Origin of the sequence: Microbulbifer jejuensis, from assembly GCF_047289955.1 — a bacterium.
Lineage (GTDB): Bacteria > Pseudomonadota > Gammaproteobacteria > Pseudomonadales > Cellvibrionaceae > Microbulbifer.
Genome location: NZ_JBLBUB010000029.1, coordinates 38,750 through 65,403, shown reverse-complemented (window position 1 = coordinate 65,403; position 26,654 = coordinate 38,750). Strand labels below are relative to the sequence as shown.

At 44.5% G+C, this 26,654-nt stretch carries 24 protein-coding genes; 5 read left to right on the top strand and 19 right to left on the bottom strand.

Annotated features, from left to right (window positions below):
* From ACL7TT_RS17010 to ACL7TT_RS16995, 4 genes are all read right to left on the bottom strand, one after another.
* On the bottom strand, positions 1 to 184 hold a 184-nt coding region (locus ACL7TT_RS17010; RefSeq protein ID WP_413397178.1), incomplete at its 3' end, for a helix-turn-helix domain-containing protein.
* 108 nt (positions 185 to 292) lie between these two features.
* Complete coding sequence (locus ACL7TT_RS17005; protein WP_413397176.1) at positions 293 to 646, bottom strand: AtuA-related protein; 354 nt, start codon at positions 644 to 646, stop codon at positions 293 to 295.
* 1 nt (position 647) lies between these two features.
* Complete coding sequence (locus tag ACL7TT_RS17000) at positions 648 to 2,018, bottom strand: acyclic terpene utilization AtuA family protein (protein WP_413397174.1); 1,371 nt, start codon at positions 2,016 to 2,018, stop codon at positions 648 to 650.
* A 160-nt stretch (positions 2,019 to 2,178) separates the two neighbouring features.
* A complete protein-coding gene (locus tag ACL7TT_RS16995; RefSeq protein WP_413397172.1) occupies positions 2,179 to 2,964 on the bottom strand; it encodes an enoyl-CoA hydratase-related protein in 786 nt (261 codons plus the stop codon).
* 1,771 nt (positions 2,965 to 4,735) lie between these two features.
* Between ACL7TT_RS16995 and ACL7TT_RS16990 the strand changes: the two genes are divergently transcribed.
* The 5 genes from ACL7TT_RS16990 to ACL7TT_RS16970 all read left to right on the top strand — a co-directional run bounded on the left by ACL7TT_RS16990 (position 4,736) and on the right by ACL7TT_RS16970 (position 11,500).
* The gene (locus ACL7TT_RS16990) at positions 4,736 to 6,352 is read left to right on the top strand and encodes an acyl-CoA carboxylase subunit beta (protein WP_413397170.1); all 1,617 of its coding nucleotides are present in this window, start codon (positions 4,736 to 4,738) and stop codon (positions 6,350 to 6,352) included.
* A 65-nt stretch (positions 6,353 to 6,417) separates the two neighbouring features.
* Positions 6,418 to 8,421: an acetyl/propionyl/methylcrotonyl-CoA carboxylase subunit alpha gene (locus tag ACL7TT_RS16985; protein ID WP_413397168.1), complete on the top strand. Its 2,004-nt coding sequence runs from the start codon at positions 6,418 to 6,420 to the stop codon at positions 8,419 to 8,421.
* 26 nt (positions 8,422 to 8,447) lie between these two features.
* Positions 8,448 to 9,617 (top strand): acyl-CoA dehydrogenase family protein, encoded by a 1,170-nt coding sequence (locus ACL7TT_RS16980; RefSeq protein ID WP_299944028.1) that lies wholly within the window; start codon positions 8,448 to 8,450, stop codon positions 9,615 to 9,617.
* Positions 9,618 to 9,641: 24 nt separating this feature from the next.
* Positions 9,642 to 10,508 carry an SDR family oxidoreductase gene (locus tag ACL7TT_RS16975; RefSeq protein ID WP_299944025.1) on the top strand — a complete coding sequence of 289 codons (867 nt, stop codon included), beginning with the start codon at positions 9,642 to 9,644 and terminating at the stop codon, positions 10,506 to 10,508.
* Between the two features lie 47 nt (positions 10,509 to 10,555).
* Positions 10,556 to 11,500, top strand: coding sequence for an alpha/beta hydrolase (locus tag ACL7TT_RS16970; protein ID WP_413397166.1), 945 nt, complete (start codon positions 10,556 to 10,558; stop codon positions 11,498 to 11,500).
* Positions 11,501 to 11,656: 156 nt separating this feature from the next.
* Here the strand turns inward: ACL7TT_RS16970 and ACL7TT_RS16965 are convergent, their stop codons facing one another.
* The 15 genes from ACL7TT_RS16965 to ACL7TT_RS16895 form a co-directional block, all read right to left on the bottom strand.
* Positions 11,657 to 12,835 (bottom strand): acyl-CoA dehydrogenase family protein, encoded by a 1,179-nt coding sequence (locus tag ACL7TT_RS16965; protein WP_413397164.1) that lies wholly within the window; start codon positions 12,833 to 12,835, stop codon positions 11,657 to 11,659.
* 11 nt (positions 12,836 to 12,846) lie between these two features.
* Positions 12,847 to 13,743, bottom strand: a complete 897-nt coding sequence (locus ACL7TT_RS16960; RefSeq protein WP_299944017.1) for an SDR family oxidoreductase — start codon at positions 13,741 to 13,743, stop codon at positions 12,847 to 12,849.
* Positions 13,744 to 13,783: 40 nt separating this feature from the next.
* Positions 13,784 to 14,932 carry an acetyl-CoA C-acetyltransferase gene (locus tag ACL7TT_RS16955; protein WP_413397162.1) on the bottom strand — a complete coding sequence of 383 codons (1,149 nt, stop codon included), beginning with the start codon at positions 14,930 to 14,932 and terminating at the stop codon, positions 13,784 to 13,786.
* A gap of 11 nt (positions 14,933 to 14,943) precedes the next feature.
* Positions 14,944 to 15,954, bottom strand: coding sequence for an acyl-CoA dehydrogenase (locus tag ACL7TT_RS16950; protein ID WP_299944011.1), 1,011 nt, complete (start codon positions 15,952 to 15,954; stop codon positions 14,944 to 14,946).
* Between the two features lie 8 nt (positions 15,955 to 15,962).
* A complete protein-coding gene (locus ACL7TT_RS16945; RefSeq protein WP_299944008.1) occupies positions 15,963 to 17,126 on the bottom strand; it encodes an acyl-CoA dehydrogenase family protein in 1,164 nt (387 codons plus the stop codon).
* Complete coding sequence (locus ACL7TT_RS16940; protein WP_299944005.1) at positions 17,116 to 17,898, bottom strand: enoyl-CoA hydratase family protein; 783 nt, start codon at positions 17,896 to 17,898, stop codon at positions 17,116 to 17,118. The genes ACL7TT_RS16945 and ACL7TT_RS16940 overlap by 11 nt, the downstream gene beginning before the upstream one ends.
* Positions 17,898 to 18,965, bottom strand: a complete 1,068-nt coding sequence (locus tag ACL7TT_RS16935) for an NAD(P)H-dependent flavin oxidoreductase (protein WP_413397159.1) — start codon at positions 18,963 to 18,965, stop codon at positions 17,898 to 17,900. The genes ACL7TT_RS16940 and ACL7TT_RS16935 overlap by 1 nt, the downstream gene beginning before the upstream one ends.
* Complete coding sequence (locus ACL7TT_RS16930) at positions 18,966 to 19,892, bottom strand: enoyl-CoA hydratase (protein WP_413397183.1); 927 nt, start codon at positions 19,890 to 19,892, stop codon at positions 18,966 to 18,968.
* Positions 19,893 to 19,906: 14 nt separating this feature from the next.
* On the bottom strand, positions 19,907 to 20,683 hold the full coding sequence (locus ACL7TT_RS16925; protein WP_299943999.1) for a CoA-transferase subunit beta: 777 nt from the start codon (positions 20,681 to 20,683) through the stop codon (positions 19,907 to 19,909).
* Between the two features lie 25 nt (positions 20,684 to 20,708).
* On the bottom strand, positions 20,709 to 21,590 hold the full coding sequence (locus ACL7TT_RS16920) for a CoA transferase subunit A (protein ID WP_299943996.1): 882 nt from the start codon (positions 21,588 to 21,590) through the stop codon (positions 20,709 to 20,711).
* Positions 21,591 to 21,622: 32 nt separating this feature from the next.
* A complete protein-coding gene (locus tag ACL7TT_RS16915) occupies positions 21,623 to 22,543 on the bottom strand; it encodes a VOC family protein (protein WP_299943993.1) in 921 nt (306 codons plus the stop codon).
* 196 nt (positions 22,544 to 22,739) lie between these two features.
* Complete coding sequence (gene dmpG / locus ACL7TT_RS16910) at positions 22,740 to 23,831, bottom strand: 4-hydroxy-2-oxovalerate aldolase (RefSeq protein WP_413397156.1); 1,092 nt, start codon at positions 23,829 to 23,831, stop codon at positions 22,740 to 22,742.
* Complete coding sequence (locus ACL7TT_RS16905; RefSeq protein WP_413397154.1) at positions 23,828 to 24,766, bottom strand: acetaldehyde dehydrogenase (acetylating); 939 nt, start codon at positions 24,764 to 24,766, stop codon at positions 23,828 to 23,830. The genes dmpG and ACL7TT_RS16905 overlap by 4 nt, the downstream gene beginning before the upstream one ends.
* 26 nt (positions 24,767 to 24,792) lie before the next feature.
* Positions 24,793 to 25,584 carry a fumarylacetoacetate hydrolase family protein gene (locus ACL7TT_RS16900; RefSeq protein WP_413397152.1) on the bottom strand — a complete coding sequence of 264 codons (792 nt, stop codon included), beginning with the start codon at positions 25,582 to 25,584 and terminating at the stop codon, positions 24,793 to 24,795.
* Positions 25,585 to 25,587: 3 nt separating this feature from the next.
* Positions 25,588 to 26,418 carry an alpha/beta fold hydrolase gene (locus tag ACL7TT_RS16895; protein WP_413397150.1) on the bottom strand — a complete coding sequence of 277 codons (831 nt, stop codon included), beginning with the start codon at positions 26,416 to 26,418 and terminating at the stop codon, positions 25,588 to 25,590.
* Positions 26,419 to 26,654 lie beyond the last annotated feature (236 nt).

Here is a 26,654-nt window from a genome sequence, read left to right as displayed (position 1 = left end):
GCGCAAACCTCTGGGCTTGCTTGTGTCGATACCCGCGCTGACCACTATTCCGCGCTAACTCCCTTGATATCGTTGACTGGCTCACGCCTAGAGCCACCGCAATCTTTGCTTGTGTAAAACCACTTTTCTTGAACGCCTCAATCTGGAATCTTTGCTCATAGGTCAGTTGCTTGTAGTGTCTCATTGCATAACTCTTGCCGGAGAAAAAGCGAGAAGCCTACGGGCAACTGACCGCTTTTTCTAGCTCCATTGAGATATGCACTTACAAGTTGAATCTAGGTAATTCATTAACTTATGATTCGGTCATGTAGGCTACATCAAGCAATTCACTAGGAATATCCATTTTCAAATGCAATAATCCTGCACCATATACTTTTCCCTGAGCATCAGTTATTAGGGTTTCAGTTCCCCCTCCTCCTAAAGAATCCTCTAATACAAAATTAAACGCATTAAGGTTTGGCAACATATAGCGCGTCACAGTACCAAAGGCGATTTCCTTAAAATAGGCTTTTACAACCTCAGCAGTCAACGCTTCACACAAATACAGGTATATAGTCCTGCTTCTAGCCATAATTCCAATATTACTGATATTTCCTTTGTCACCTGAACGGGCAATAGCCAATTGCTGCAATTTGACAATAGCCATTTTATATCTCCTCAACCCACACGGTTGTGTTAACTTTAGTTTTTTCAATCAAGGCCGGCCAGTAACCGACAATGGCTTTCGCTCGCGCTCGACCACCGGCAAATCCGGTAATGCCTGGAGGACCGGAGGTGATCAGTGGCGCAATTTCTGAACCAAGAACATTCAGACTTTTTGCATCTGGACCTTTGGCACCAATACGTACCAATACTTCATGAGGCTGCTGATTAGTCGGTACCAATCCTTTATATAAGACATTGGTTCCAAATATTTCAAGAAACCGATCCTGTTCTGGTATATCTATGCCGTGCATGGAAAGGCGGGCAAAGACCATGTTGTACATTAAGTTCGCCTTCTCGATAGCGTCGGGGCCCGATACGCAAAGCGTACTGAGTATTTTGTAACCTTTTTCATAAGAAATTGAAACTTTATAATTGGACGTCGGTGGTTTTCCTTTTATATTACTGAAGGCTACTCGGTTTTCACCCTCCTGAGTCAATTGAATACTGGTAAAATCGGCAATACAATCAGGTCCTAAATAGTTTTCAGGATCGCTAATTTCATACAATAACTGCGAGGTGGCTGTAGCGATAGTTACCAGCCCTCCAGTGTTTTTAACCTTGGTCAGGACAAAACTTCCACCAGCTTGTGCTTCAACAATAGGAAATCCCATATTGGCAAATCCAGAAACTTTCTTCCAGTCAGTGTAGTTACCACCTGTAGCCTGTGTTCCGCACTCGAGTAGGTGTCCCATAATCGTCCCTGCCGCAAGCCTATCATAGTCATCCATTGACCATTTGAATTCATAGACCAGGGGCGCAAGCGTTAAAGATGGATCGCTTACACGGCCGGTTATGACAATGTCAGCCCCCTTATTCAATGCTTCAACAATAGGCCGTGCACCAATATATACATTGGCACTGGTCACTTTTTGTAATACGCTTTTAAGCGCCTTGCCACTCTCCATATTCTTTAATTCTTGACCATTATTAATCAACTGATCGAGCTGGCCCAGAATATCGTCACCCTCTACGATAGCGATTTTAGTTCCAAACAGACCCAGCTCTTTTAAAGCATTTTTTGTATTATTAAGACAAGCTATAGCATTGACTCCTGCTGCATTGGCGACAATTTTTATGCCCCTTTCTTTGCACACTGGCATAACTTTTTTAATCATGTTGACAAAATCCTGTGCATAGCCCATATCTGGATTTTGCATCCTTTGTTTCTGCAAAATACTCATCGATACCTCAGCAAGATAATCAAAGGTTATATAATCAATCTGTTCTTCAGCGAGAATTTGTCTGGGACCAAGGGCACTATCACCCCAAAAACCCTGTGCATTGGCAATACGTATCACGCTTTGTTTATCCATAAGTAATTCCGAATGGTTATCTGATTGCGATCGAAGTTAGGCCAGCTTGAATAATTTAATATTTAATCTCTAAATAGATTTAACAGATATAAATATTTGTTGCTATCTCAAAACATTAACATTTCATATTCATAATGCCTGGCATAAATGATCGCGTAATTTATAGCGTCCACTTGGGTTTACGTTTTTCCAAAAAAGCGCTCAAGCCCTCTTTTCCTTCTTCAGACGCTCTAAGATCAGCAATTAAAACGACTGTTTTTTCGATCATTGCGTCATCAATGGGTCCCTGTGAGACCTCTGATGCAATTTTTTTTGCTCTTTCAACTGCTGATGGTGCATTAATCAGCAAACTTTTAATAAACATCTGTATATCCAAATCCAGGGAATCCTGCTCCGACAAATGACTGATCAGACCAAGTTGCCAAGCACGATTAGAGCCAAAAACCTCTGCACTCATAAATAATCTGCAAGCTGCTTTTTCACCTACTGCCCTTACAATATAAGGTGCGATCGTTGCTGGAATCATTCCGAGTTTAACTTCGCTTAGGCAGAATGTTGCCGCTGGCGTAGCAAAAGCAAAATCACAACAGCTCACCAAACCCACTCCACCACCAAAAGCTGCGCCATGCACCCGCGCAATGGTTGGCGTGGACAGAGAACTTAATGTTTTCATCAATTTTGCCAGACGCGCTGCATCTATCAGGTTCTCATTATAGCTATTGCTACCCATGTGCCGCATATAGCTTAGGTCACCTCCTGCCGAAAAACTTTTACCCTCGCCACTTAGAACAACAACTTTTACATGCTCGTTATTTTCAGCGACTTCAAGAGCAGACGTCAATCGATCGATCTGATGATCATCAAACGCATTGTGAATCTCCGGACGATTCAGGGATAGGTGCATAACGCCGTTGGGTAGAAGCTTCTCAATCACTGTATTTGACACTTGCCAGTCTCTTATAACAATAAAAGTTGAGTAGGTCGCGAGTCTACTGTCTTTTAATCAACTAATAAATTTTCAAACAAAGAAAATAAATTGATAACCGATATGGTGCGCTCGTATGAATTTTTACTTTGTAAATTCAATAGTTTCGAGTAACAAAGGGTTACGCTATAGGCTAAAACTACTATACCGTAATGGCAATGCCGAAATAGTGCTATACCCCTTCGTGATATTAATCGCTATACTCTGTTAAAATGTAGCAGTATTATTTCTTAGCTCTTTATTTAGAAGGGTCACTATAGGTTACTACCAGGTCGGAAGGAAAGAATACCCCTCTCCTGCTTTACTAGCAATATTATGCAATAATGTGGATTATGGTTAAAAGCACCTGAAAATTTGCAAGAAACCCCCTATTCAAAATAGCGTTAACGTCTCCACCTTTGGCAATGAAGTGTATAATAGGTTACTAGCACCCAATATCCTATTGCATTACCAATCCTAACTTAAATCGTAATAGAATTTTTAAAACCAAAGAACGATAGCATAATTAGTACAAGTTATTCATTGATATTTAAGTATTTTGTGAGTATATTTTACCTTGATTTGAGCAGTCATGTGTGGACTTTTAACCCGGCGATTATATAGTGATGCTTACTTTGAACTATTAAAAAGCAATTGCGTACAATACTTCATCACTATATTTATGCCGGTTTAATAATATCAGAATTGCGATTAAGTAATGCCGACCCCAGCAGAATAGCAGTCTGTAAATACTTCAAGGTAACCTCACTAGTCGCTGCATAAAAGTAGGAAATCAATCATAACCGAAGCTATTACGACTAAAATATTGGGAAGAAACTTTGTGATGGATCACCAAGCCGATTAAATAGGGCGAGCCTTATAAATGGGATATGCCCGTAAGCAACTTCTTTTGCTAGAATCCAACATTCGAATATTCAACAGACCATTTGGAGTCTGTTGCTCTGGCTAGGGATTATCTTACAAAATCCAGTGAAAAAAAATATCGACTACCTCCAGGTCGGGTAAGACTCTACCTGAACTTGAACTTGAACTTGAACTTGAACTTGAACTTGAACTTGAACTTGAACTTGAACTTGACTACGATCCAGTCGAAGTTACAGAAAAACTATACAAAGTGCCTGGAATCATGAACTCCACAGCCACAATATTTTTTGACATGAACTGAAATAGATAGCGTATTGCTCAAAACCTTGAATTCTATTAAAGGTTAAAATCACCTGAGGTATTATACTCTCTAGCAGTATTGACTTAAATTTCAACGTAGAAGCGTATAATAAAATTTTAGTGATCAGCATCAAGGTTAGGTGCAAACTTAATCTCACTCATGGAAGTGTTGTAAGAATATTCTTGGTTAAGTTACCTCTTCTGTTCAGAACAAGAAAGCAAACTTAGCAATACAAGAACAAGTACTGGATAGACCCCAGGCTAAAACCGGTCTGACAATTAGCTATGTTCTGAAGCATTATTCCAGAAATCTAGAAAGAACAGTTCAACAGGATTCTGGATTTCTGATGCCGTAAACGAAACGCGAGTTATACGTTGTTTATCTACAAGTGACATAAGATGAAACTAGACAATGCCATTGTCATGTCTACACTGGAATAAAAATCCGACACACACAATTATAGAAGAATCTTACAATTTAATCATTTCCATTAAAATAACTTGAACTTTTCATCAATAGAAAAAGCTTCAACCGAGTGTCTTAAATTTATTCATAAATAGGATATCAATGTATAAGTCACAGATAGAGCCTTCATCAGATTATTTTATAAAAAACCGTACTGATATGCTAAAATTTGTTCAACGGCTGAGAGATCTGGAAGGACGAGCGATAACGGCTTCCAATAGGCGTCGCTCAACTTTTGAAAAACGCGGACAGATTGCGCCTCATGATCGAGTCGCTCACCTACTTGATCCAGGCATGCCTTTTTTACGGCTACATACACTGTCCAATTATCTTGTTGAAGATCCAAACCCCGTAACGAGTATCCCCGGTGCCAGTATTATTTGTGGTATCGGCTTTATCAAAGGGGTGCGCTGCATGATCTGGGTTGATGACAGTGGCATCAGGGCAGGCTCTTACACACCTACCACAGTATCAACGGGGCTGAGCATTCAGGATATCGCGCAGCGGCAAAAATTACCTCTGGTTCATCTGGTTGAAAGTGCCGGCGCTAATTTGATGGAATTTACAGTTGAAAATTGGGTAGATGCCGGCGCTTTATACAGGAACCTGGCTCATCTCAGTGCTGCCGGGGTCCCTACCTTGACAGTTTTACACGGCCCTTCCACAGCGGGTGGTGCCTATATGCCGGGTCTTTCTGATTTTGTGATCGGTATTAAAAAAAACGGTCTGGCTGCATTAGCTGGAGCTGCTTTAGTCCATTCGGCAACAGGTGAAATAACAGATGAACGGGAACTTGGAGGTTCTGAAATGCATGCGAGTGTGTCAGGACTGGTTGAATATTTAGCTGAGAATGATGCCCACGGTTTAGGCATAGCGCGTGACGTCATAGGAAATCTCCAATGGAACAAAAACAGTAACTCGCTCAAGCGAATGTCTGTAAAAGCACCGCACTTTTCCCCTGAAGACCTCGTAGGTGTGGTTTCAATTGATTATAAAAAACCATTTGATATTCGAGAGATTATTGTACGAATTGTCGATGACTCTAAATTCGATGAGATCAAACCGCAATATGGCACTGCAACAATTTGTTTACACGCGCGTATTATGGGTTTTCCCTGTGGAATTATTGGCAATAACGGGCCAATTGATCCATCTGGCGCGACGAAAGCGGCACAATTTTTTCAGCTTTGTGATCAAACTGGCTTACCGCTGATCTTTCTACACAACACAACCGGTTACCTTGTTGGTACTCAATCTGAACAAGCAGGGATGATTAAGCATGGCGCAAAAATGATTCAGGCAGTCGCCAATGTCAAGGTTCCAAAAATTTCGATAATTATTAGCGCAAGTTTCGGTGCTGGAAATTACGGAATGTGTGGCGCCGCCTATAAGCCTGATTTTTTATTTGCATGGCCCAATGCTGTTACCAATGTGATGGGAGGTGAACAAGCTGCTAAGACTATGACACAAGTCGCTGAATTAATTGCTTCACGCAAAGGTAAAAAAGTTGACCGGGCTCAACTAGTTGATCAGGAAAAAGCAATTACCAAACATTTTGTACGTCAGCAAGATGCCTTTTATACTGCTGGTCGAAATTTAGTACATAGTATCATTGACCCAAGAGATACCCGTAAAGTAGCAGGCTTTGCGCTAGAAACTTGCTTAGAAGCAAATGCACGAGAGTGTCGTGAAAACAGTTACGGAGTCGCTAGATTTTAGTTGGTGGAGTTTTCATTCATTTCAGATCATACACAATACAACGAACAGCAATTAACTTCTTTACCATGAATAACTTTTCAAAACTTTTGATTGCCAATCGAGGTGAAATCGCTGTACGGATAATGAGCACTGCCAAAAAAATGGGAATACAAACTGTTGCTGTTTATTCCGATGCAGACGTTGAAGCGAAACATGTAAAATATGCGGATGATGCTGTCTACATAGGTTCATCAGCTGCGAACGAATCATACTTAATTCCAGAAAGAATACTTGAAGCAGCCAAGTGCTCTGGTGCACAAGCAATTCACCCAGGCTACGGCTTTTTATCAGAAAATGCAGAATTCGCCCAACTCGTACACAGCGAAGGCCTTATCTATGTAGGTCCACCTGAAGACGCAATTAGAATTATGGGCGACAAGGCTATGTCCAAACGCGCAATGATCGATGCTGGTGTGGCTTGTTTACCCGGCTATCAGGGGGCAGATCAGACTGATAAAACCCTAGTTACTGAAGCAAAAAAAATTGGCTTTCCCCTAATGGTAAAGGCTGCCGCAGGTGGTGGTGGGCGCGGTATGCGGCTGGTAAAACATGTATCTGAATTACCCAATGCCATTCGTATAGCGCGAATGGAGGCTAAAAGCGCGTTTGGTTCTAATGTCCTAATTATCGAACGGGCCGTCGTTAAACCGCGCCATGTCGAGATTCAGATTTTTGCAGATGCTTTTGGTCATGTTGTGCATTTAGGCGAACGGGATTGCTCAGTGCAAAGACGACATCAAAAGATAATTGAAGAAGCTCCGTGTCCTATTATGACTCATGAACTGCGTACACAGATGGGTAATGCAGCTATTAAGGCTGCGAAGGCTGTGAATTATATTGGTGCTGGTACTGTTGAATTTTTACTGGATAAAAACGGTGCATTTTATTTTTTGGAAATGAATACGCGCCTACAAGTAGAGCATCCAGTAACGGAAATGATCACGGGCCTCGATTTAGTTGCAATGCAACTGCGAACAGCCCAGGGTGAAACACTTGGTTTTGCACAATCTGATATTAAACTACAAGGCCATGCTATCGAAGTGCGCTTATACGCAGAAGATCCAGATGCTGATTTTTTACCATGTGCCGGACCTGTCATCCAGTGGATAGAACCTAATGGTATGGATCTTAGAGTAGATTCAGGTATTGAATCTGGCGGAGAAGTATCTCCTTTTTATGACCCGCTAGTGGCAAAAATCATTGCCTTTGGAGCAAATCGCGAAGAAGCACGAAGAAAGTTAATCACTGCTTTGGATAACACCGCACTGTTTGGCATCAAAACTAATCGGGATTTTTTGATCGAATCATTAAGAAATCAACAGTTTGTGCAGGGGAAAGCAACCACATCTTTTATCGATGAGAATTTTCCGAAATGTTCTTTACAAAATAACAGAAAATATAAAAATACCCATATGCACTATGCCGTTGCTGCTGTGCTTCAACATGTTTTAGCGATGCAGCAATATCAAGCTTATTCATTGAATGTAAATTCTGATCTATTAGGCTGGTCAAGCACTGCAAACTTACGAAGCCTGCGCTGTTATGAAATTAACGCTCAGCGATCACTAATTTCAATATGCGCTCGAGCCAACGCTACAAGATCTTACAGAGTATCCCTTTCTGAAATTGAAATCGATATTAGAGTCTTATCAATTTCAGATAGTTACGCAAAGCTTATTGTCAATAAACGGCGACTCTCGGTGATTTTTCATAGTGAAAGCGAAAAAATCATGCATTTAGCCATATCGGGCGCGCCCATATTTACAGTTAGGGATATTAGCACAGATGTTGATATCGATAACACTGATTTTCTAGCCAGGGTAATTAAAGCTCCTATGCACGGAGTGATCATCGGACTGGAAGTCAGCGAGGGACAAGAAGTTAAAATTGGTCAGCCGCTGGTTATATTGGAAGCGATGAAAATGCAGCACTCTATTCTTGCACCGACGAACGGTTCTGTAAAAACACTTAACGTAAAACAGGACGAGAGAGTCGCAATAAATAAAGTACTTCTTGAAATTGAAAATTAATTAAAACCAATCCAATTGGTTATACTATGACACATCAATTTAATCTCACCAACGAACAACAAATTTTACTTTGTCATTCTGACAAATTTGCCAAAGAGCAGCTATACCCTTTAGCGCAAAAAATGGATGACGAAGAGTGGTGGCCAACTGATATTATGCCAATGATGGGAGAGTTGGGCTTGCTCGGTGTCACGGTTAGCCCAGAGTATGGCGGTGTTGGCCTGGACATGCTGTCCGCGGGTCTGGTTTGCCAGGCATTTTCCCGTTGGAATCATGCTTTGGCATTAGCGTGGGTCGCTCATGACAATCTTTGTGCCAACAATATTGATAACAATGGTTCTGATTATCTCCGTAAAAAATATTTACCAGGACTCTGCTCTGGCCAGCTCATCGGTTGCCTTGGCTTAACTGAGCCAGGCGCTGGATCAGACGCACTTGGCTCAATGAATACCAGGGCTAAAAAAGATAAAGATCACTATATACTAAATGGCAGCAAGATTTATATTACGAATGGACCAATTGCTGATATCTGCCTAGTGTATGCTAAAACAGAGCCAGGCAAAGGCTCAAAGGGTATTACTGCTTTTGTCGTAGAAACTGATACACCTGGTTTTACAGTTGCACAAAAGCTAAAAAAAATGGGCTTTCGTGGCAGTCAAACTGCTGAGTTAATTTTCGAAGATATGCGTGTTCCGATAGAAAATATTATCGGTGTTGAACACCAAGGACATCGAGTAGTTATGAGCGGCCTGGATTTTGAAAGAGCCATGGTCGCACCGATTAGCGTGGGCACCGCAGAACGCGCACTAGCGTTAAGTATCGATTTTGCCAACACCCGTGAACAATTCGGTAAACCCATTGCACAGTTCCAAATGGTACAGTCACGATTAGCCGATATGTATGTCTGGGTAGAAACAATGAAAACATTCTGCTGGAGTATTCTGGCAGAAACCAATGAAATAAAGGCATCTCAAGCAGGCAAAGGCGATATCCACGCGCGTACCGCTGCTTCTATTATGTATTGTGCCAATATGTGCAATCAAGTACTCGACAATGGCGTGCAGATTTTTGGTGGTAATGGCTATATCTGGGAATCTGAAATAAATCGCTTGTTTCGATCAACGAAATTATTGGAGATCGGTGCAGGCTCTACAGAAATACGTAAAATTATTATTGCCAGCCAACTTTTTGATTGATAATTTCTATCACGGATTTAACCTATGACGCAGGCGCAACCTGTATTCGGTATGAGCGATACCCAACTCGCATCCGCTCCCACGATTTATACTCCAAATCTTTTTAAGGATAAGTCCGTGCTAATTTCGGGAGCCGGCAGTGGCATCGGCAAGGCTACCGCTTGGTTGTATGCTCGTCTCGGTGCTAAAGTCATTCTCTGCGGTCGCAACCTAGATAAACTACAAACAGCAGCCTATGCAATGTCAAAGGCACAACTGGATATTGAAATCAGACAAATTGATATTCGTGATGATAATTTAGTAGAGCAATTATTTGAAGATGTTTGGCAGACGTTTGGTGGTATCGATATTCTATTCAACAATGCCGGTGGTCAGTTTCCTAAACCTGCAATTGATATCAGCCCCAATGGCTGGAAAGCCGTTATTGACAATAACCTCAACGGTACCTGGTTTATGATGCAGGCCGCTGCAAAAAAATGGCGAGAGCAAGGCGTAGCCGGCAATATTATCAACATGGCCACCGTCATTGATCGCGGCATGTTAGATATCGCTCACACCTGCGCAGCCAGAGCTGGCATTATTTATACGACAAAAACGGTCGCTGTGGAATGGGCACCGCTAAAAATCAGGGTGAATTGCGTAGCCCCTGGTGTCATTTCATCTGAAGGAATGAACACCTACGCACTTTCTGCAGTAGAATCCTTCTCAGATTCCAATCCAATGAAACGATTCGGAACCGTGTGGGAAGTGGCTGAATTGGTTGGTTACCTTGGCAGCAATGCTTCAAACTTTATGACCGGTGAGGTCATCACTCTCGATGGCGGAGGACGCTATTGGGGTGAATTATGGGCACATAAAAAACCTGAATTCTTTAGTGACATAAAGATCTAATTCCATTTACAGTTTTACTACAATGATACGCTAACCGAGAATTTAACTTGTCACTAAACATATTTATTTTCTTCGTCTTAATCTTTTTATTTTGGTCTTTCGTTACAGCATTATTCATAATATACAGCCAACATTTTCGAAATAGAAAATCCTATAACTATTTACTACCACCCCTGCAAGAAAGTATTAAATCGGGTTGTATAGGCCTGATATACGAGGACATTTCATTTATCACATCTGATCGGCTAACGATTAATGCCTGGTATGTGCCACCACCTGAAAATCATCTGGGTTGTACTCACAAACCGCCGGTTATTATTGCCCTACATGGCGGTATGGATGATCGACGCTATTATCTACCCTTACTGCCTGCAATAAATAAAGCTGGGCTTGCAATGCTGATGCTTGATGGTCGCAATCATGGTACCAGCGATTTTGACCCACGAGGTATGACAACCGTGGGCATACGTGAAGCCCGGGATTTAAAAGCGGCACTCGATTATCTTGACAAACACAAGCAGCATGGCAAGGTTGGTATTGTGGGTGTTTCAAATGGTAGTGCTGCCGCGATTTCAATCACCAGCAGTGATCGCCGGGTTAGTGCCATTGTTGTCGAAAGCACTGGTTACAATGTACAATTTATAGCTCAAAAAATTTATCGCTGGATTCCCTTGTGGTTAAGCTATTTTTTTGGTTCAGTATTGATGCTGCTGGTCGGCTCAGGATTAAAAAATGCTATTCATTGCCGTGGTCCACAGTTAGATTTAGTGAAAAAAATTCCAATCTCTGTACCTGTTTTATTTATACATGGTCGAAAAGACCATCTTACGCCATTAAGATATGTTGAACACCTCTATAAGGCGAAACGAGGTCAGAAAGAACTTGTCGTATATGATAACGCTCGACACGCTGTCATCCGATTTGAGGAAAGAAAATTCGTTGCGCATGTCAGCCGTTTTTTTATTAAATATTTATTCCCGGGTCGTAAATAAAAAATACACCTCTCACAGGACGCGTTGTGAACACATCCATGTGCACTTGTAATCGGCCTCCATGCCTCATTCTATCCCAAGGAAAAGTATTCCGCCCTCCTACCTTACGAGTATGTTGTAAATTAGCACTATCGCCTGTGGCGGGAAATCGGTGAGTTAGCCAGCGACTACATCTAAGCCAACCGTTCCCAGTATAGCATTGGCTATTCGGTCTTTGTGCCAGGCGCTATCACCGAGACTAACTTGCGCTGCTTTGGCACGCTTGAAGTAGAGCTGCACATCGCATTCCCAGGTAAAACCAAAGCCACCATGCATTTGCAGTGCTGAGCCGGTATTAAAATAGGCAGCTTCACAACAGTAGGCTTTTGCAATACTGGCAGCTTCCAGCAGCTCTGCACCCATGTCGTTGCCAGCCATAAACTCATCGGCTACACAGGCGGCGTAATAAACAGCAGAACGGGCGGCTTCTACTTTGCTCAGCATATCGGCTGCTTTGTGTTTCAATGCTTGAAAACTGCCTATTACACGACCGAATTGCTTCCGCTCGGCCATGTAATCAAGCGTCAGGCTTAACGATTTTTCCGCAACCCCCATTTGTTCGGCCGCTAGAGCAATGCACGCAAGGGCCAAAATGTTATCCAACGGTATCAAGCTATCGCCACATGTATCAAGCATGATCGAATCTTTGGCCACACAAACATTTTCCAATTTAACAGTCGCCAGTTTTCGAGTCTGATCCATTGAAGGCGTCCAATACCGAGTCACACCCACTGTCTCGGCTGATAACAAAAACAAGGCAATATTACCGCTTGACACATCACGAGCAGCAACCACAAATGCGTCCGCAGTATGACCATCAATCACATAGCGATAATCGGCATTTATAACAAAGCTGTTATCCTGCTGTTGATATTGGGCCGTAACAGATTCCACACCCCAGACTCTACCTTGGCTGGAATAAGCCAGCGCCAGTCGTTTTTGTCCTTCTGCAATCAATGGTAACCATTGCTTTTTCTGTGTTTTAGTACCGGCTATCAATAATGAATTAATACCAAGTACAACAGTAGAATAAAAAGGTGCACAAACCAGATTTGCACCCATCCGTTCAAGCAAAATACAAAGTTCGACATAACCCAAGCCAAGACCATTGAATTGCTCTGGAATGTGCGTCAAGTGCCAACCCATTTTCTGTGTAATCTGCTGCCACAAGACGCCATCAATACCCGTTTCTGTTACCATGGCCTCGCGTATCGATTCACTATTTGAAACCGAGCTTAGAAAAGCATCCGCAATGTGTGCAATGTGCTGTTGTTCTTGATTAAAAGAAAATTTCATAGGTTCTGTTGCTAAGGCCATTCAGTGCCGTAAACGGGTTGGGCGGGGTTTTCTTTTGCCAGTAATTGATCCATTACATTGGCAATTTCACCTGGCTGCCAACGATCGCCCTTGTCAACGCCTTCGGTACTGCGCCAACCATCAGCAATGGAAATCTTGCCCCCTTCAGCCTCAAATACCTTGCCGGTAATATGTGCGGAATACTCCGAACCAAGCCAAACCAATAGCGGTGATACATTATCCGCTGACCAATAATCAAATCTATTGTCATCTGGTTTCTTCATGCGCTCGGCCATGACCGCAACTGCTTTTGTCATACCCGTACGGGCTGCGGGTGTGATGGCATTTGCGGTGACGTCATAACGCGCAAGTTCAGCTGCCTGATTTAATGTTAATGCAACAATTCCAGCTTTTGCTGCTGCATAATTTGATTGCCCGACTGAGCCCTGCAAACCCGCACCGGAAGTGGTATTGATTATACGCCCGGAGACTGTACGACCTGCTTTTGATTGAGAACGCCAATAACGCACTGCATTTGAACTTAAGCAAAAATGTCCTTTAAGATGTACGGCGATTACTGCATCCCAATCGTCTTCCGTCATGGACGCAAACATACGGTCGCGATTAATACCGGCATTGTTAACCACGATATGAAGACCGCCATAAGTGACAACAGCATCCTGTATTGCATCAGTGCAAGCCTGGTAATTAGTGATATCAAAGTTACTAGCCTTGGCTGTACCACCATTGTCACAAATTTGCTCCACTACCGTCTGAGCGGCCATTTCATTAATGTCATTGACTATTACCCTGGCTCCTTCAGCACTAAATGCCAAAGCATGTGCACGCCCCAGGCCTCCACCGGCACCAGTAATAATCACAGTTCGGTTTTTACAGAGATTGCTCATGATTTTTAACTAATCAGTTTGTTGAGTTCGGTTTGCTCCATCACATTCTCTCAATGATGGTGACATTGGCGAGGCCGCCACCTTCACACATGGTTTGCAACCCATAGCGACCGCCTGTACGTTCAAGTTCATATAATAGCGTAGTCATCAACTTAGTACCCGTTGCCCCCAATGGGTGACCCAAAGCTATGGCACCGCCATTAACATTTGTTTTTTCATGAGGATACTGAATTTCTTTCAACCATGCCATTACAACTGAAGCAAAAGCTTCGTTAATTTCTATCAGATCAATATCCTCTAGGGATAACCTGGATTTTTTTAACGCATATTTAGTCGCTGAAATTGGAGCTGTCAGCATAAAAATTGGATCATCACCACGAACACTCATATGATGAATTCTAGCGCGTGGTGTCAATTCATAGTTCTTTAACGCTGCTTCTGACACCATTAATACTGCACTCGAACCATCGCAGGTCTGACTGGATACCGCAGCCGTCACCTTATCACAGCTAAACAGATAATCGAGTTCTGCCATCTTTTCTAAACTGGTTCGGCGCGGGGTTTCATCCTGGCTCAGACCGTTCAATGACAATATCTCCCTATCGAATCGTCCCTCCTCGATGGCACTCAAAGCTCGTCTATGGGATTCCAGCGCATAGACTTCCAGATCGACACGAGAAAAGCCCCACTGATCAGCAATCATCTGTGCTGCTTTGAATTGCGTAGGCGGATTCCTACCATAGCGCTCAACCCAACCAGTAGAACCACTATAAGGATCAGTAAAACCTAGCGGAGCGGCAAGGATCATAGCTGAACTAATCGGGATCTGCGTCATGGTCTGTACGCCACCAGCTACAACCACATCTTGAATTCCCGCCATAATAGCCTGAGCCGCGAAATGTACAGCTTGTTGAGAAGAACCACATTGACGGTCTATGGTGACGCCAGGAACCTGATCACTCAGCCCCGCTGCCAACCAACAGGTTCGAGCAATATTACCTGCCAGTGGGCCAACTGTATCGACACATCCAAAAATAATATCATCATACTCAACATCTGGTATACTATTGCGTTCTACCAGACCTTTTAAAACATGGGCACCCAGATCAGCGCCATGTACCTCGGCTAAGCCACCTTTACGGCGTCCCGTTGGTGTTCGAATTGCATCAACGATATACGCTTCTGCCATTTTTTATTTCCCTAAATAAACGTTCGCATCGTACCAATCTCCAGCTCACCATTCAGCAAGTAGTCTTCCAATTTTTTCATATGATAACTTCGGTCACCCCATTCACCACATAGCGCCCAGGTACGTTTCATAAAAAGGTGTAAATCTACTTCATAGGTGTAACCCATGCCACCATGTACCTGAATGGCCGTTTCAGCCGCTAGCATGGCTGCATCTATCGCAGCAAGCTTGGCATTATGAACCACCACTCCTCCTTGAAGAGCTGCTAGCTGAATGATTGGTCGGGTAAATTCAATCTGCATATACGCTGTGGCAAGCTGATGTTTTATGGCTTGAAACGCCCCAATAGGCTGCCCAAATTGATATCTGTTTTTAGCGTACTCAGACGACATGTCAATCATGCGCTGGGCCAAACCAAGCAATTGAGCTGCACTGAGTACCGCTCCGTGATAGTCAGCAAGGGTATTTAAAGAGCTTGGTTTATCGGTTTTGGCAAGGGTTCGCAATGGGTCAATCGAGTGTCTGGATTCTAAATTCAGATCTTCTTTTAATATCAGTTCACCACCGAATTTAGAGGTAACAATAAACATATCATGGTAGGCAGTGGCATTATTTATGGGTAGCAATGGTGTGATAATACCTACCGATAAACGGCCTTCAAGCACTTGGATCAGATGCTCCAAGTTATTCATTTGAGATAATAACGGGACCACTATTCCAGCCAGTTCGACCAAAGGCTCTGGCAAAGCTACATAGCCTGCGGCCTCGGCCACCCCTGCCATAACTACAAGAGGCTGCTCCAAACCACCGTCCGTCTCGTTGGCCATTATGCCAAACAACCCGAGATCAGCGAATTGGTTCCAGATATCAGAGGCACCGTTGTCCTTCGTTTGTTTGATAGTGTTTTCCGCTCTCCTTTCGCCTACAAGGTCTCGCAAGCGCTGCAAGGTATTTTTACCTTCTAGCACCTTTTTGGTTGCTTCAATGAGATCTTGTTGATTCTGTGTGTAACGAAAATCCATCGCTATTCTTAAACTCCCACTCTCGGCAACCCGAGTACACGCTCGGCTAAAATATTGCGCTGAATTTCATTAGTCCCTGCGTAAATCGGACCGGCAAGAGAAAATATATATCCGCCGAGCCAACGACCATTATCTATCGCATCCAGGCCATGCTCCAGTTCGGCTTGCGCGCCCATAATACTCATGGCAGTTCGATGCAGGTGTCGATCCATTTCTGACCAAAAAAGCTTATTGGCACTGGCTTCGGATGATATTAATGCACCCGCCTGCACCCGCGAAACAAGCTGGTAGGTTGCAGCACAAAATCGTTCCGTATTCATCCACGCCTGTATAACCTGTTCTCCAACCCCCGAAGAAAGACGATCTTTATGTTGTTTATATAACTTTACCAACCGTGCTGAAGCTGCTTGAAAACGCGCGGGAGAGCGCAATAATAAACCACGCTCAAAACCTGCTGTCACCATCGCAACGCTCCAGCCACCATGCTCCGGACCAAGCAGATTTTCAACGGGCACACGCACCTTATCAAAAAATAATTCGGCAAACCCTGTATCACCATCCAATTGTGCAATTGGGCGGCGGATCAAACCAGGGCTGTCGAGTGGTACGAGGATCATAGATAACCCTTTGTGTCGCTCACTGCCTTCTTCGGTTCTAAACAAACCAAAGCACCAGTCGGCAAACACTGCGCGCGAAGCCCAGATTTTCTGGCCGCTTATCAGGTAATGATCGCCTTCGCGAATAGCCTTGGTTGTGATGGCAGCCATGTCAGAACCCGCGCCCGGCTCAGACCAGGCTTGCGCCCAAATTTCTTTTCCCGATGCCATGGGTGGGAGAAAACGTGCTTTTTGTTCATTACAGCCATATTCCATAATGGTTGGTGCAAGCAGGAAGATACCATTTTGACTCACACGCAACGGCGCATCCACACGATAATATTCTTCTTCGAAAATTAGCCACGAAATAAGATCAAGACCTCGACCACCATACTCAAGGGGCCAATTAACATTACTCCAGTTTCCGGACGCCAGCGTGGCTTCCCATTCTCTATGCCGTTCAAAACCCTCTTTTGTATCAAAGCTTGGCAAGCGTTCTCCGGGCACATGATCTGCCAACCATTCTCGCACCTCGGCACGGAAATTTTTCTGATGAGGCGTATAATTAATATTCATGCCCAAGATCCGCTTTAAGCTTTTTAAAATCAGCCGACTTGCCATTTTTGACAAAAATATCTCGTGCTCTTTGGCTATCTTTGTGCATATACATTTCTAAGGTAAAACCCTGCTCCCAACGATAACACGCATCGACGTCAAAGGGTTCAATACCATTCAACGCTTGCTTGGCAATCCGCAAGGCATCTCTGGATTTACTGGTGATGACTTCTGCATAGGCACGGGCCTCCCTGACAAGGATTTCACGTGAAACCAGCATTTCAATACCACCCAAACGATAAGCTTCTGTAGCTGAAATTTTGCCGCCGGTAAAAAAGGCGGATCGGACCTTAGGCAGTGGCAATATACGCTGTAAATGTGCAGCCCCACCCATAGCACCTCTATCTATTTCTGGCAGGGAAAAGAAACAATCATCAGAGGCAATAATGATATCTGCAGCCCCACACATACCAATACCACCACCAATAACAAATCCATGGGGTGCGCATATAATCGGTACTTCGCAGTGATGAATTGCCTTAAAGGTTTCGAAATTACCTTTATTAACTTCTACAATAGCAGATGAATTCTCCGCGAGTTCCTTAATATCGACACCCGCACAGAAGCCCTTGCCTTCGGCACGAATAAGCAAGACTTTAACATCCTGCCGCTTTCCCAGTGCTGTAATTATTTCTGGAATGGTATTCCACAAGGAACTGTCAAAGGCATTGACTGGCGGGTGATCAAAAATCACTTCGGCAATACCATTAATGACTTCTGTTTTAATAGGCATTAAACCTCCGTACGTGAGAACCGCATTAAATTAGTTTCAGTCTCAGCTATAATTTTTGACACTATTTCAGCACAATCCGGCAGGTCGTAGATAAGGCCAGCAATCTGGCCACTGGGCAGCACTCCCTCTTCTGGTTTGCCCTCAACCATTGCCCTTTGAATGATCATAGGCGCATTAGCCGCCATCAAGGTTTGGCCTATTGTCAAGTCGGTTTTACTTGCCATATCCCAAGCTGTTTTAAGAGTCTGGATTATTGACATGTCAGTCTGCGACTTGAATTTCCAAGAATTTTTTAGAGCCCGTACCAGCATGCCGAACCTCGATGATTTTTCCAGCTCATCTAATGTGTGGTTGAGAATCATTCGTTGTCGAAGACCGTCCAGTTTAGTGGAAACAGGAATGTTCGACACATCAGATTTAATGTATTCCGCTTTAGTCGCATCTGGCGTTGGACTATCAGCACTCATCATAAAACGTGTTCCCATGGCAACCCCATCAGCGCCAAAAGCCAGAGCGGCTGCAAGTCCGCGACCATCCTTAAACCCACCGCATGCTACAATTGGCACGCCAAGGTTCTGATCTAGAACATCTGTCAGCAATAACCAGGTTGGTGTTGCACCCGTATGTCCGCCACCCTCTTGCCCTTGGCAAACAACAATATCCGCACCCATATTCACAGCCCTGGAAGCGTGCTTGCCAGCACCAATAGTTGGAACACATTTCAAGCCCGCATTTTTAACTTTACTAACAATTTTGGGGTTTGGCCCACGCCCATAAGACAATGCAGTAATCTCATGATCAATGCACATATCCACAATACGCTCAACGCCTGGTTGAAACCCATGGATATTCACACCAAAGGGTTTAGATGTGGCCGACTTGATTTTTTGGATCTCAGCTTCGCACTCAGCAGGGTCCATAACCGCAGCGGCAAGAAAGCCGAACACGCCGGCCTCAACACTCGCGATAACCAGTTGACTGGTCGCTACCCACCCCATCGCCGTTTGAATGACAGGGTAATCACAGCCAAGCGCCTGGGTGAGCGAAGTTGAAAGTACTGGATGCATTTATTCCTCGCGCTCCCTGTTTGCAACCTTATTCGATTGTGCCATCTTCTTGCTGTCAAAACCGGCAATGTAATCCCCTTTTACAAGCGTGTTGTTGGCATGTGCAAAATGATGCATAGCGTAAACAGCGTCAATCCCGGTCCGTTTGCCCTGCAGCTCTTCAATGTGGTTGCAGGCTTTTTTACTGAGAGACAACGCCAGACGCGGTTGCGTAGCGATTTTCTCACCCCAGCTTTTAACCGTGGCTTCAAGCTGCTGACGCGGAACTACTTTATTGATCATTCCAGCGGCAAGAACACGTTCGGCACTCCACTGTTCTCCTAATAACAGAAACTCTTTAGCCAGTCGCACATTCAGTTCGAATGGATGCGCAAAATACTCCACGCCTGGAAAACCCATTTGAACAACGGGATCTTGAAAAAAAGCATCATCCGATGCAATGATCAGGTCGCATACCCAGGCCAACATTAGCCCACCTGCAATACAACCTTTATGCACCTGTGCGATAGTGGGTTTCGGCACGCCGCGCCAGCGACGACAAAATTCCAGGTAAACTTCTGCCTCTCGGATGTAGGCTTTTTCTGCACCTGGCTTGTTGTCATGATTGTAGTTCATTGAACGTCGATCATTACGTCCTTGATCAAAATCCCGGCCCGGCGAACCAATATCATGACCCGCCGAAAAGTGCTTGCCATTAGCACGCAGAACAATTACTTTTACATGGTCGTCATCACAGGCTTTATAAAAACTATCGTCAAGTGCATAAAGCATCTGCGAGTTTTGGCTATTGTGGTATTTCACTCGATTCAGAGTAAGATAGGCGATGGGGCCGTCAACTTTATACAGAACAGGATGCTCTTCCTCATAGAAAATGTCTGTCGTGACACGGCCCACCGTTTCATTCGCACTTATCTTAATTTTGGTCATATCACTCACAGTACCTACCTCGCTTTAACAGCGTTTATACGCAGGTTATCCGGATCTAATATACTGATGGATGTCAATTGCTCTAATGCAGGTTCAGGGGTTTGCCTCAAACCTTCAGGTTTAATCAGATCAAAACCCGTATTGTCTTGAACCTCGTCAATCGTCACACCAGGATGCAAACTTACAATTCGCATTTTCTTGCACTCAGGCTCAAAATCCATCACACACAAATCTGTTACAATTCGACGAATATCAATATCATTCAGACAGTACCCTTTAGGCAATCGGGCGGGGTTATACCCAATCGAACAGACGGTATCGACTTCACCTTTAACAAAAACACGCTTGCTGTGTAATGGTACAAAAAAAGAATTGGCATGACTGATAGAATTTCCTGGAAATCCACGCATACCCAGCATCTGCACTTTCGGTTGCTCATAGTCTCCGATTGCCGAGATATTCGCTTGCCCAAACTGATCTATCTGGCTGGGGCCGACCAAAGCGTGTCGTTTACCACTCCAGACGTTATCAAATATTCTTGAGAAACCCATCCATGTTTCTCGCTTGGGCTCATAGCCATTGCGCCGACCAACGGGCACCGGCTCTGAAACTATAAAGGCTTCAGAATCGGTCATCATCAGATTTGGATTTTTTATCATTGCCAGCGACGCAGCCAAGCGCTGAATTAAACCGATACCTGACGCCAACACTTCAGAATCACTATCCCATACACTGGAGCAGGCACAGATTAGAAGATCTGCTAATGGATTACACAATACTTCTTCTCTCATCACAGTGTCCTAAGGCCTGATAAGACTAATATATTGGCAGTGGTAAAGATCGAATCGCATCGGCACCACCAACTTTTTCAAGATAAACAGCTTCATCGATCAATACATATTCGTTAAAATACTGCTCCCATCCACCTTCTCGACTTGCGCTGGCGGCGTATTCTTTGAAAAGTCTGACATCGATACCATACAGTGGATTGCAAGAACTCGGATGCGCACCAAACGCGCTGTGCACAATGTAATTGGTAGCGCTTCGCTCCCAGAACACATAGCGTGCTTCTTCTGGGTTCTGATGAAAGAATCCGGTATCAACTAATTCATCGCAAGAGACAATCGTTGTGTTTGCTGCCCGGGCAAATAGATCATCCATGTAGTGATCGGGGCCTTTAATTTGGCAAACACCACGCTGATCAGCGCGGTCAACATGCAGCAGCGAGACATCGAGATTCAATGCCGGCATCGCGACCCATTCTTTGGCGTCGTCATAAGGGGAGTCGATCAGTTTAATGTTTTTATTATACCTGATTACATCTGTGCCCAGTCCAACCTCAGTTGGAATAAAAGGAACACCCATGGCCGCCGCCCGCAAACCCAGCACCATTAAACCTTCGTCGATCTCCATTACCTCAAATTCAGCCTTTTGCCGAGCTTGACGGAAATAGGGCTCTAAGGGAATAAAATCGAGTGAAACAAAAGCAAACACCAGTTTTTTAACCTTACCTGCAGCACACAGCATACCAACATCGGCACCACCAAACGAAATCACTGTTAAATCATTCACTTCCCTGCGCAGCAATTCACGGATTAGCGCCATTGGCTTTCGACGCGGCCCCCAGCCACCAATGCCAATGGTCATGCCCGATTCAATGTTGTTGATTGCCTGTGTATGGGAAATCAATTTACTCATAGTGTTTTGTCTGCTTCTCAAACGCGCATAAATCAGGCTGGAACGGGTGGCATGTAATCATGTCCCCATATATCCGCCCGGGTGCTGAAGGTGGTTTGATAAGTATCATTATCAATCTGCAGACCGTCGCAACCATATTCAATTGCAAAACCACCTGGGGCTATCACATAGAAAGACAACATATTGTCATTACAATGACGCCCCAGCGTTGCCATCAAGGGGTAGCCCCCAGCTTGTACCCGATCCAGGCAGGCTCCAACCTCATCCACGCTCGACACTTCCAGAAGTAAATGCACCAAACCAAGTGGGTTAGGCCAGTTAAAAAGTGCCAGACTGTGATGCCTGGGATTATTGGCATGAAAAAACCGAACATTCATATCCGGCATTCCCTCTGCCGGAGAAGGCAAGGTAAGATTATCGCTTGCACCAAACCCTAATACGTTTTGATAAAATGCCTCTGTTTGATCAGTTTTCGGCGCGGGAATAACTGCATGACCCATACCCAGATCTCCGGTTACAAACCCGTTAATATCCAGCGGGGATTGAAAGTCCTCACGCAGGTCGGTTCGGGTATGAAACACTTCAAATGAGTTACCATCAGGATCAACACTATGCGCATATTCTGCCACACTTCGTTCGGCTGCCGCTTGTACGCTACCGCGTTCAATCTGGGCCCCCGACGCTTCAATTGCACCAATCACGGTCTCATACGAAGCTTTGCCAGAGCACTCCCAACCAACAGCCGCCAATTTGTCCGCGTCATGTTGCTTCACGATTAAACGCGAAGGGTGGTTATCCATTCGAAAGAATAATTTCTCAGCATTGCTGACTTCCGAATTTAACATTAGCCCCAGCACATCTGAGCCAAATATACGCCAACCCTTGATATCCTGTGCTAGCAGAATAATGTAACCGAGGCCGGATATTTTTCCAGCAGAAACAGAGCTTGACAAAATATTCTCCCAAAATAATCTGACGGTTTATCATTTCTCGCAATTTGCTCATTACGTGTGTAAATTTACCTTTTGCGCGATTACTAATGTGATCTTGCCATAATGACGCCGAGACAGGCAAAAGCTCGTTTTTAATTTTGACAAAGAACAAACATAACCATCCAAACTGGCTTAATAAAAATGTCCGCAGCGTAATTTAAAGCGCTGAAAAAGCGTTTTCGATCACCTTCTTTTTGCTATTAGTTTGTGTATTTTTCTGCTGTTTGATTAAATCGAGTGCAACATCAACAATCATATCTTCCTGGCCGCCTACCATGCCCCGACGACCTAGTTCAACTAAAATAGTACGCACATCAATGCCATAATCTGCTGACGCTTTTTCTGCGTGGCGTAAAAATGACGAATACACGCCCGCATAACCCAGTGACAGAGTTTCGCGATCCACCCGTACCGGTCGATCCTGCAAGGGCCGCACTAATTCTTCAGCAGCGTCCATCAACTGGTAAACATCACAGCCATGTTTCCATCCCATACGATCAATGGCCGCGATAAAGACCTCCAGTGGCGCATTACCCGCACCGGCACCCATTCCTGCCAGCGAGGCATCAACCCGCCGAACACCGTTTTGCACAGCAACGATTGAATTAGCGACACCCAGCGATAAATTATGGTGTGCATGCACACCCCGTTCCGTTTCCGGATCAAGGATATCGTCATAAGCCTTGAAACGCTCGGCATAGCCGTCCATATCGATCGCACCGCCTGAATCGGTTACATAGACACACTGTGCACCATAGGTTTCCATTAACTTTGCTTGTCGCGCCAAAGCTTTTGGCTCACTCATATGGCTCATCATCAAAAAACCAACCGTGTCCATACCCAGATTTCTGGCACACTCGATATGCTGCCTGGAAACATCGGCTTCGGTACAATGGGTTGCAACGCGGACTGACCGCACACCTAACTTATAGGCCCGCTTTAATGCATCCACGGTTGCAATACCCGGCAATATCAACGTAGTCAGCATCGCATTTTTTACTGCATCTGCGGTTGCCTCAATCCATTCCCAATCCGTATGCGCACCAAAGCCATAGTTAAAGCTGGAACCATTCAATCCGTCTCCGTGGGCAATTTCAATAGCATCAACACCGGCCTGATCCAGCGCTTTAGCAATCGCCGCAATCTGCTCAATACCGTATTGATGGCGAATCGCATGCATACCATCACGCAGAGTGACATCTTGAATAAAAACCTTTTCCTCAAAGGGATTACTTAATTTACCGGTCATGCTACTACCCCGTATTTAAATTCAGCGATGCGTTCACCTGTCGCCAAAGCTGCTGAAGTCATAATATCCAGATTACCTGAGTACTTGGGCAAAAAGTGTCCCGCGCCCTCAATTTCAAGGAAAACTGTTGTTTTCAAGCCAATAGCCTTACCGTACCCGGGTATCGCCAACGGTTTATCTATACCCACTGTCTCAAACTGCACATCCTGCTTTAATCGATAGCCAGGTACATATTTTTGAATGTCGGCCAGCATGGCATGAATGGATTCTTCAATCTGCTTCTCTTTCGCATTGAATGACAATGTATATACCGTGTCACGCATAATCATCGGTGGCTCAGCCGGGTTAAGGACAATAATGGCTTTACCATATTTAGCACCGCCGACTTTTTCCAAGCCCCGCGCCGTAGTTTGTGTAAACTCATCAATATTGGCTCGCGTGCCTGGACCCGCTGATTGCGAGGATACCGAAGCAACTATCTCCGCATAAGGCACAGAATCGGCAACGCGGGTGACCGCATAAACGATCGGTATTGTCGCCTGACCACCACAGGTCACCATATTGACATTTGGCTTATCCAGGTGTTCGTGCATATTGATCACAGGTACACAATACGGGCCGATGGCCGCGGGTGTCAGATCAATCATCTGCTTACCAGCTGCACGACAAATCACATCATGATGCCTGTGAGCGCGCGCTGATGTCGCATCAAAAACAATACGAATATCATCCCACTCTGTAAATTCTTGCGCGCCCTCGATACCTTTACAACTTGTCGCAAAGCCAGACTTGGCCGCCATTGCCAGACCCTCTGACTCAGCGTCAACTCCAATGACTGCAGCGACGGCTAACTTTTCCGAAGTATCTCGAATTTTAATCATCAAATCAGTGCCAATATTGCCTGAGCCGATAATCATGCATTGTATTTTTGCCATAGTATTTTCCGAATCGTTCTCACTCACTATTTGATAAAGTTCAGATTTAACGACCCGATCTCCTGAATAGTCAGGCTCATCACATCACCCGGAACAATGGGTTCCAATGGCACTAGCGAACCCGAAAGCACCAGCTCACCGGCTTCAAGTCCAACCCCAAGTTCACCCAATGTATTGGCCAACCAGGCAACCGATGCCAGTGGCGAACCCTGTACCGCTGAACCCTCCCCGTCGCTTAGGAATTCACTGTTCTTGTACACCCTGACTTTACAAGCAGACAAATCAAGGCCAGTCGCATCGACGCGTTTATTACTCACCACGAATACGCCGCAGGATGCGTTATCGGCAACAGTATCTTGTATTTTTATTTTCCAATTCTCGATTCTGGAATCCACAATTTCGAAACAAGCCATCACCGAATCCGTGGCAGCCAACACATCACCCATGGTGATACCCGGGCCCCGCAGCGCTTTTTTTAATTTAAACGCGATCTCTGCCTCAGCTTTTGGCTGAATTAGATGCCCGATTGGCACATCGCCATCCGAAAACTGCATCGCATCCGTCAAAAAACCAAAGTCGGGGACATACACACCCAGCATTGATTGCACGGCAGTACTGGTAACCCCGATTTTCTTGCCTACCACAACTTCTCGATTACCCGCCAAGCGCAAATCCAAATAGTGTCGAGAAATATTATAGGCATCACCGATTGTGATATCAGGAATTCTTTCTGTTAATGGCCGAACGGTAGTTTGATTAACCATGCCGTGATACAACTCACTGCCAAGTCGTTCAATATCCGATTGGCTTAATGGCATTAATCAGGCTCCTGTAAGTATGTTTCTCAGTGCAAGGTTAAAACGTTCAGCGTACTCAACCATAACCCAGTGCCCACAATTTGAGAATATCAGGAATTCGCATTTGGGCACTTGATTCAGAAATTTGTTGGCGCCACTGGCTGGCGTCATCTGGTCCTGTTGCCCCCAAAAACCATACACAGGACACTGCAATTCACTCAACCGTTCGCCCATCGATGGAATCGCCATTCTCGATAACACCTCTTTAGGTTGTGTTTCTAGAATACAAAATCGCTCTTCGAGCAATTCATTCGTTATGTGCTTTGGATCGAAAACCAGGCTTTCCAGCACAGTCCGCAGCCCATCCCGATCTACCACACCATCAACAAATACGCTCACCATCTTGGCGATACCGGGCATAGTAAAGTAGGTTTCCTGCTCCTCAATAGCACCGGGTGCCATCATAATGAGCCGTTCAACCAGTTCAGGATGGTCCAATGCCAAACGGATCCCAATTCCTCCACCCAATGAATTACCAACCAGAGAACACCGCTCAATACCAATGTTATCGAGTGCTGCCTTGACTGTGGTCACAAACAGCTCCGTTGTGTAGTCAAGACCGGTAGGCTTACTTGAATAGCCGAAACCGATCATATCGATCAATACGGCACGATGCCCTGAACTAACCACAACCGCAACATTCTGTTTGAAGTTACTGTAGGCACTGGCACCAAGGCCACTGCCATGCAAAAAAACAACGGCAGGCCCTTCACCATAACTTAAGTAGTGGATATCATAGTCACCGGCTTTGGCGATACATCCTCGTGGTGGCGCAGAAGCATTCATAGCGGACATATAGCATTGAGTATTGTGCTGGGCTGCCTTTTATTTAAAACTGTAAATAACTGGTATCTCAGCTGGATATTCTTTATAACACCTACATGTACAAAATATTTCTTATCTGTCAGGTGTCACGTGATGTCACCCTGCTATCCCTTCCAAAGCTTAAAGTTCGAAAGGAAATTACATTAGGGTATAGTTCTGATGAATATGCAGGAAAATATTTTTTTCCTGTTTAACCCTTATATCTC

Excerpts from the sequence above, each read along its gene's own strand:
- ACL7TT_RS17005 (WP_413397176.1), bottom strand. The coding sequence starts at position 646 with ATGGCTATTGTCAAATTGCAGCAATTGGCTATTGCCCGTTCAGGTGAC.
- ACL7TT_RS17000 (WP_413397174.1), bottom strand. The coding sequence starts at position 2,018 with ATGGATAAACAAAGCGTGATACGTATTGCCAATGCACAGGGTTTTTGG.
- ACL7TT_RS16990 (WP_413397170.1), top strand. The coding sequence starts at position 4,736 with ATGTATAAGTCACAGATAGAGCCTTCATCAGATTATTTTATAAAAAAC.
- ACL7TT_RS16985 (WP_413397168.1), top strand. The coding sequence starts at position 6,418 with ATGAATAACTTTTCAAAACTTTTGATTGCCAATCGAGGTGAAATCGCT.
- ACL7TT_RS16980 (WP_299944028.1), top strand. The coding sequence starts at position 8,448 with ATGACACATCAATTTAATCTCACCAACGAACAACAAATTTTACTTTGT.
- ACL7TT_RS16975 (WP_299944025.1), top strand. The coding sequence starts at position 9,642 with ATGACGCAGGCGCAACCTGTATTCGGTATGAGCGATACCCAACTCGCA.
- ACL7TT_RS16965 (WP_413397164.1), bottom strand. The coding sequence starts at position 12,835 with ATGAAATTTTCTTTTAATCAAGAACAACAGCACATTGCACACATTGCG.
- ACL7TT_RS16960 (WP_299944017.1), bottom strand. The coding sequence starts at position 13,743 with ATGAGCAATCTCTGTAAAAACCGAACTGTGATTATTACTGGTGCCGGT.
- ACL7TT_RS16955 (WP_413397162.1), bottom strand. The coding sequence starts at position 14,932 with ATGGCAGAAGCGTATATCGTTGATGCAATTCGAACACCAACGGGACGC.
- ACL7TT_RS16950 (WP_299944011.1), bottom strand. The coding sequence starts at position 15,954 with ATGGATTTTCGTTACACACAGAATCAACAAGATCTCATTGAAGCAACC.
- ACL7TT_RS16945 (WP_299944008.1), bottom strand. The coding sequence starts at position 17,126 with ATGAATATTAATTATACGCCTCATCAGAAAAATTTCCGTGCCGAGGTG.
- ACL7TT_RS16940 (WP_299944005.1), bottom strand. The coding sequence starts at position 17,898 with ATGCCTATTAAAACAGAAGTCATTAATGGTATTGCCGAAGTGATTTTT.
- ACL7TT_RS16935 (WP_413397159.1), bottom strand. The coding sequence starts at position 18,965 with ATGCATCCAGTACTTTCAACTTCGCTCACCCAGGCGCTTGGCTGTGAT.
- ACL7TT_RS16930 (WP_413397183.1), bottom strand. The coding sequence starts at position 19,892 with ATGACCAAAATTAAGATAAGTGCGAATGAAACGGTGGGCCGTGTCACG.
- ACL7TT_RS16925 (WP_299943999.1), bottom strand. The coding sequence starts at position 20,683 with ATGAGAGAAGAAGTATTGTGTAATCCATTAGCAGATCTTCTAATCTGT.
- ACL7TT_RS16920 (WP_299943996.1), bottom strand. The coding sequence starts at position 21,590 with ATGAGTAAATTGATTTCCCATACACAGGCAATCAACAACATTGAATCG.
- dmpG (WP_413397156.1), bottom strand. The coding sequence starts at position 23,831 with ATGACCGGTAAATTAAGTAATCCCTTTGAGGAAAAGGTTTTTATTCAA.
- ACL7TT_RS16905 (WP_413397154.1), bottom strand. The coding sequence starts at position 24,766 with ATGGCAAAAATACAATGCATGATTATCGGCTCAGGCAATATTGGCACT.
- ACL7TT_RS16900 (WP_413397152.1), bottom strand. The coding sequence starts at position 25,584 with ATGCCATTAAGCCAATCGGATATTGAACGACTTGGCAGTGAGTTGTAT.
- ACL7TT_RS16895 (WP_413397150.1), bottom strand. The coding sequence starts at position 26,418 with ATGTCCGCTATGAATGCTTCTGCGCCACCACGAGGATGTATCGCCAAA.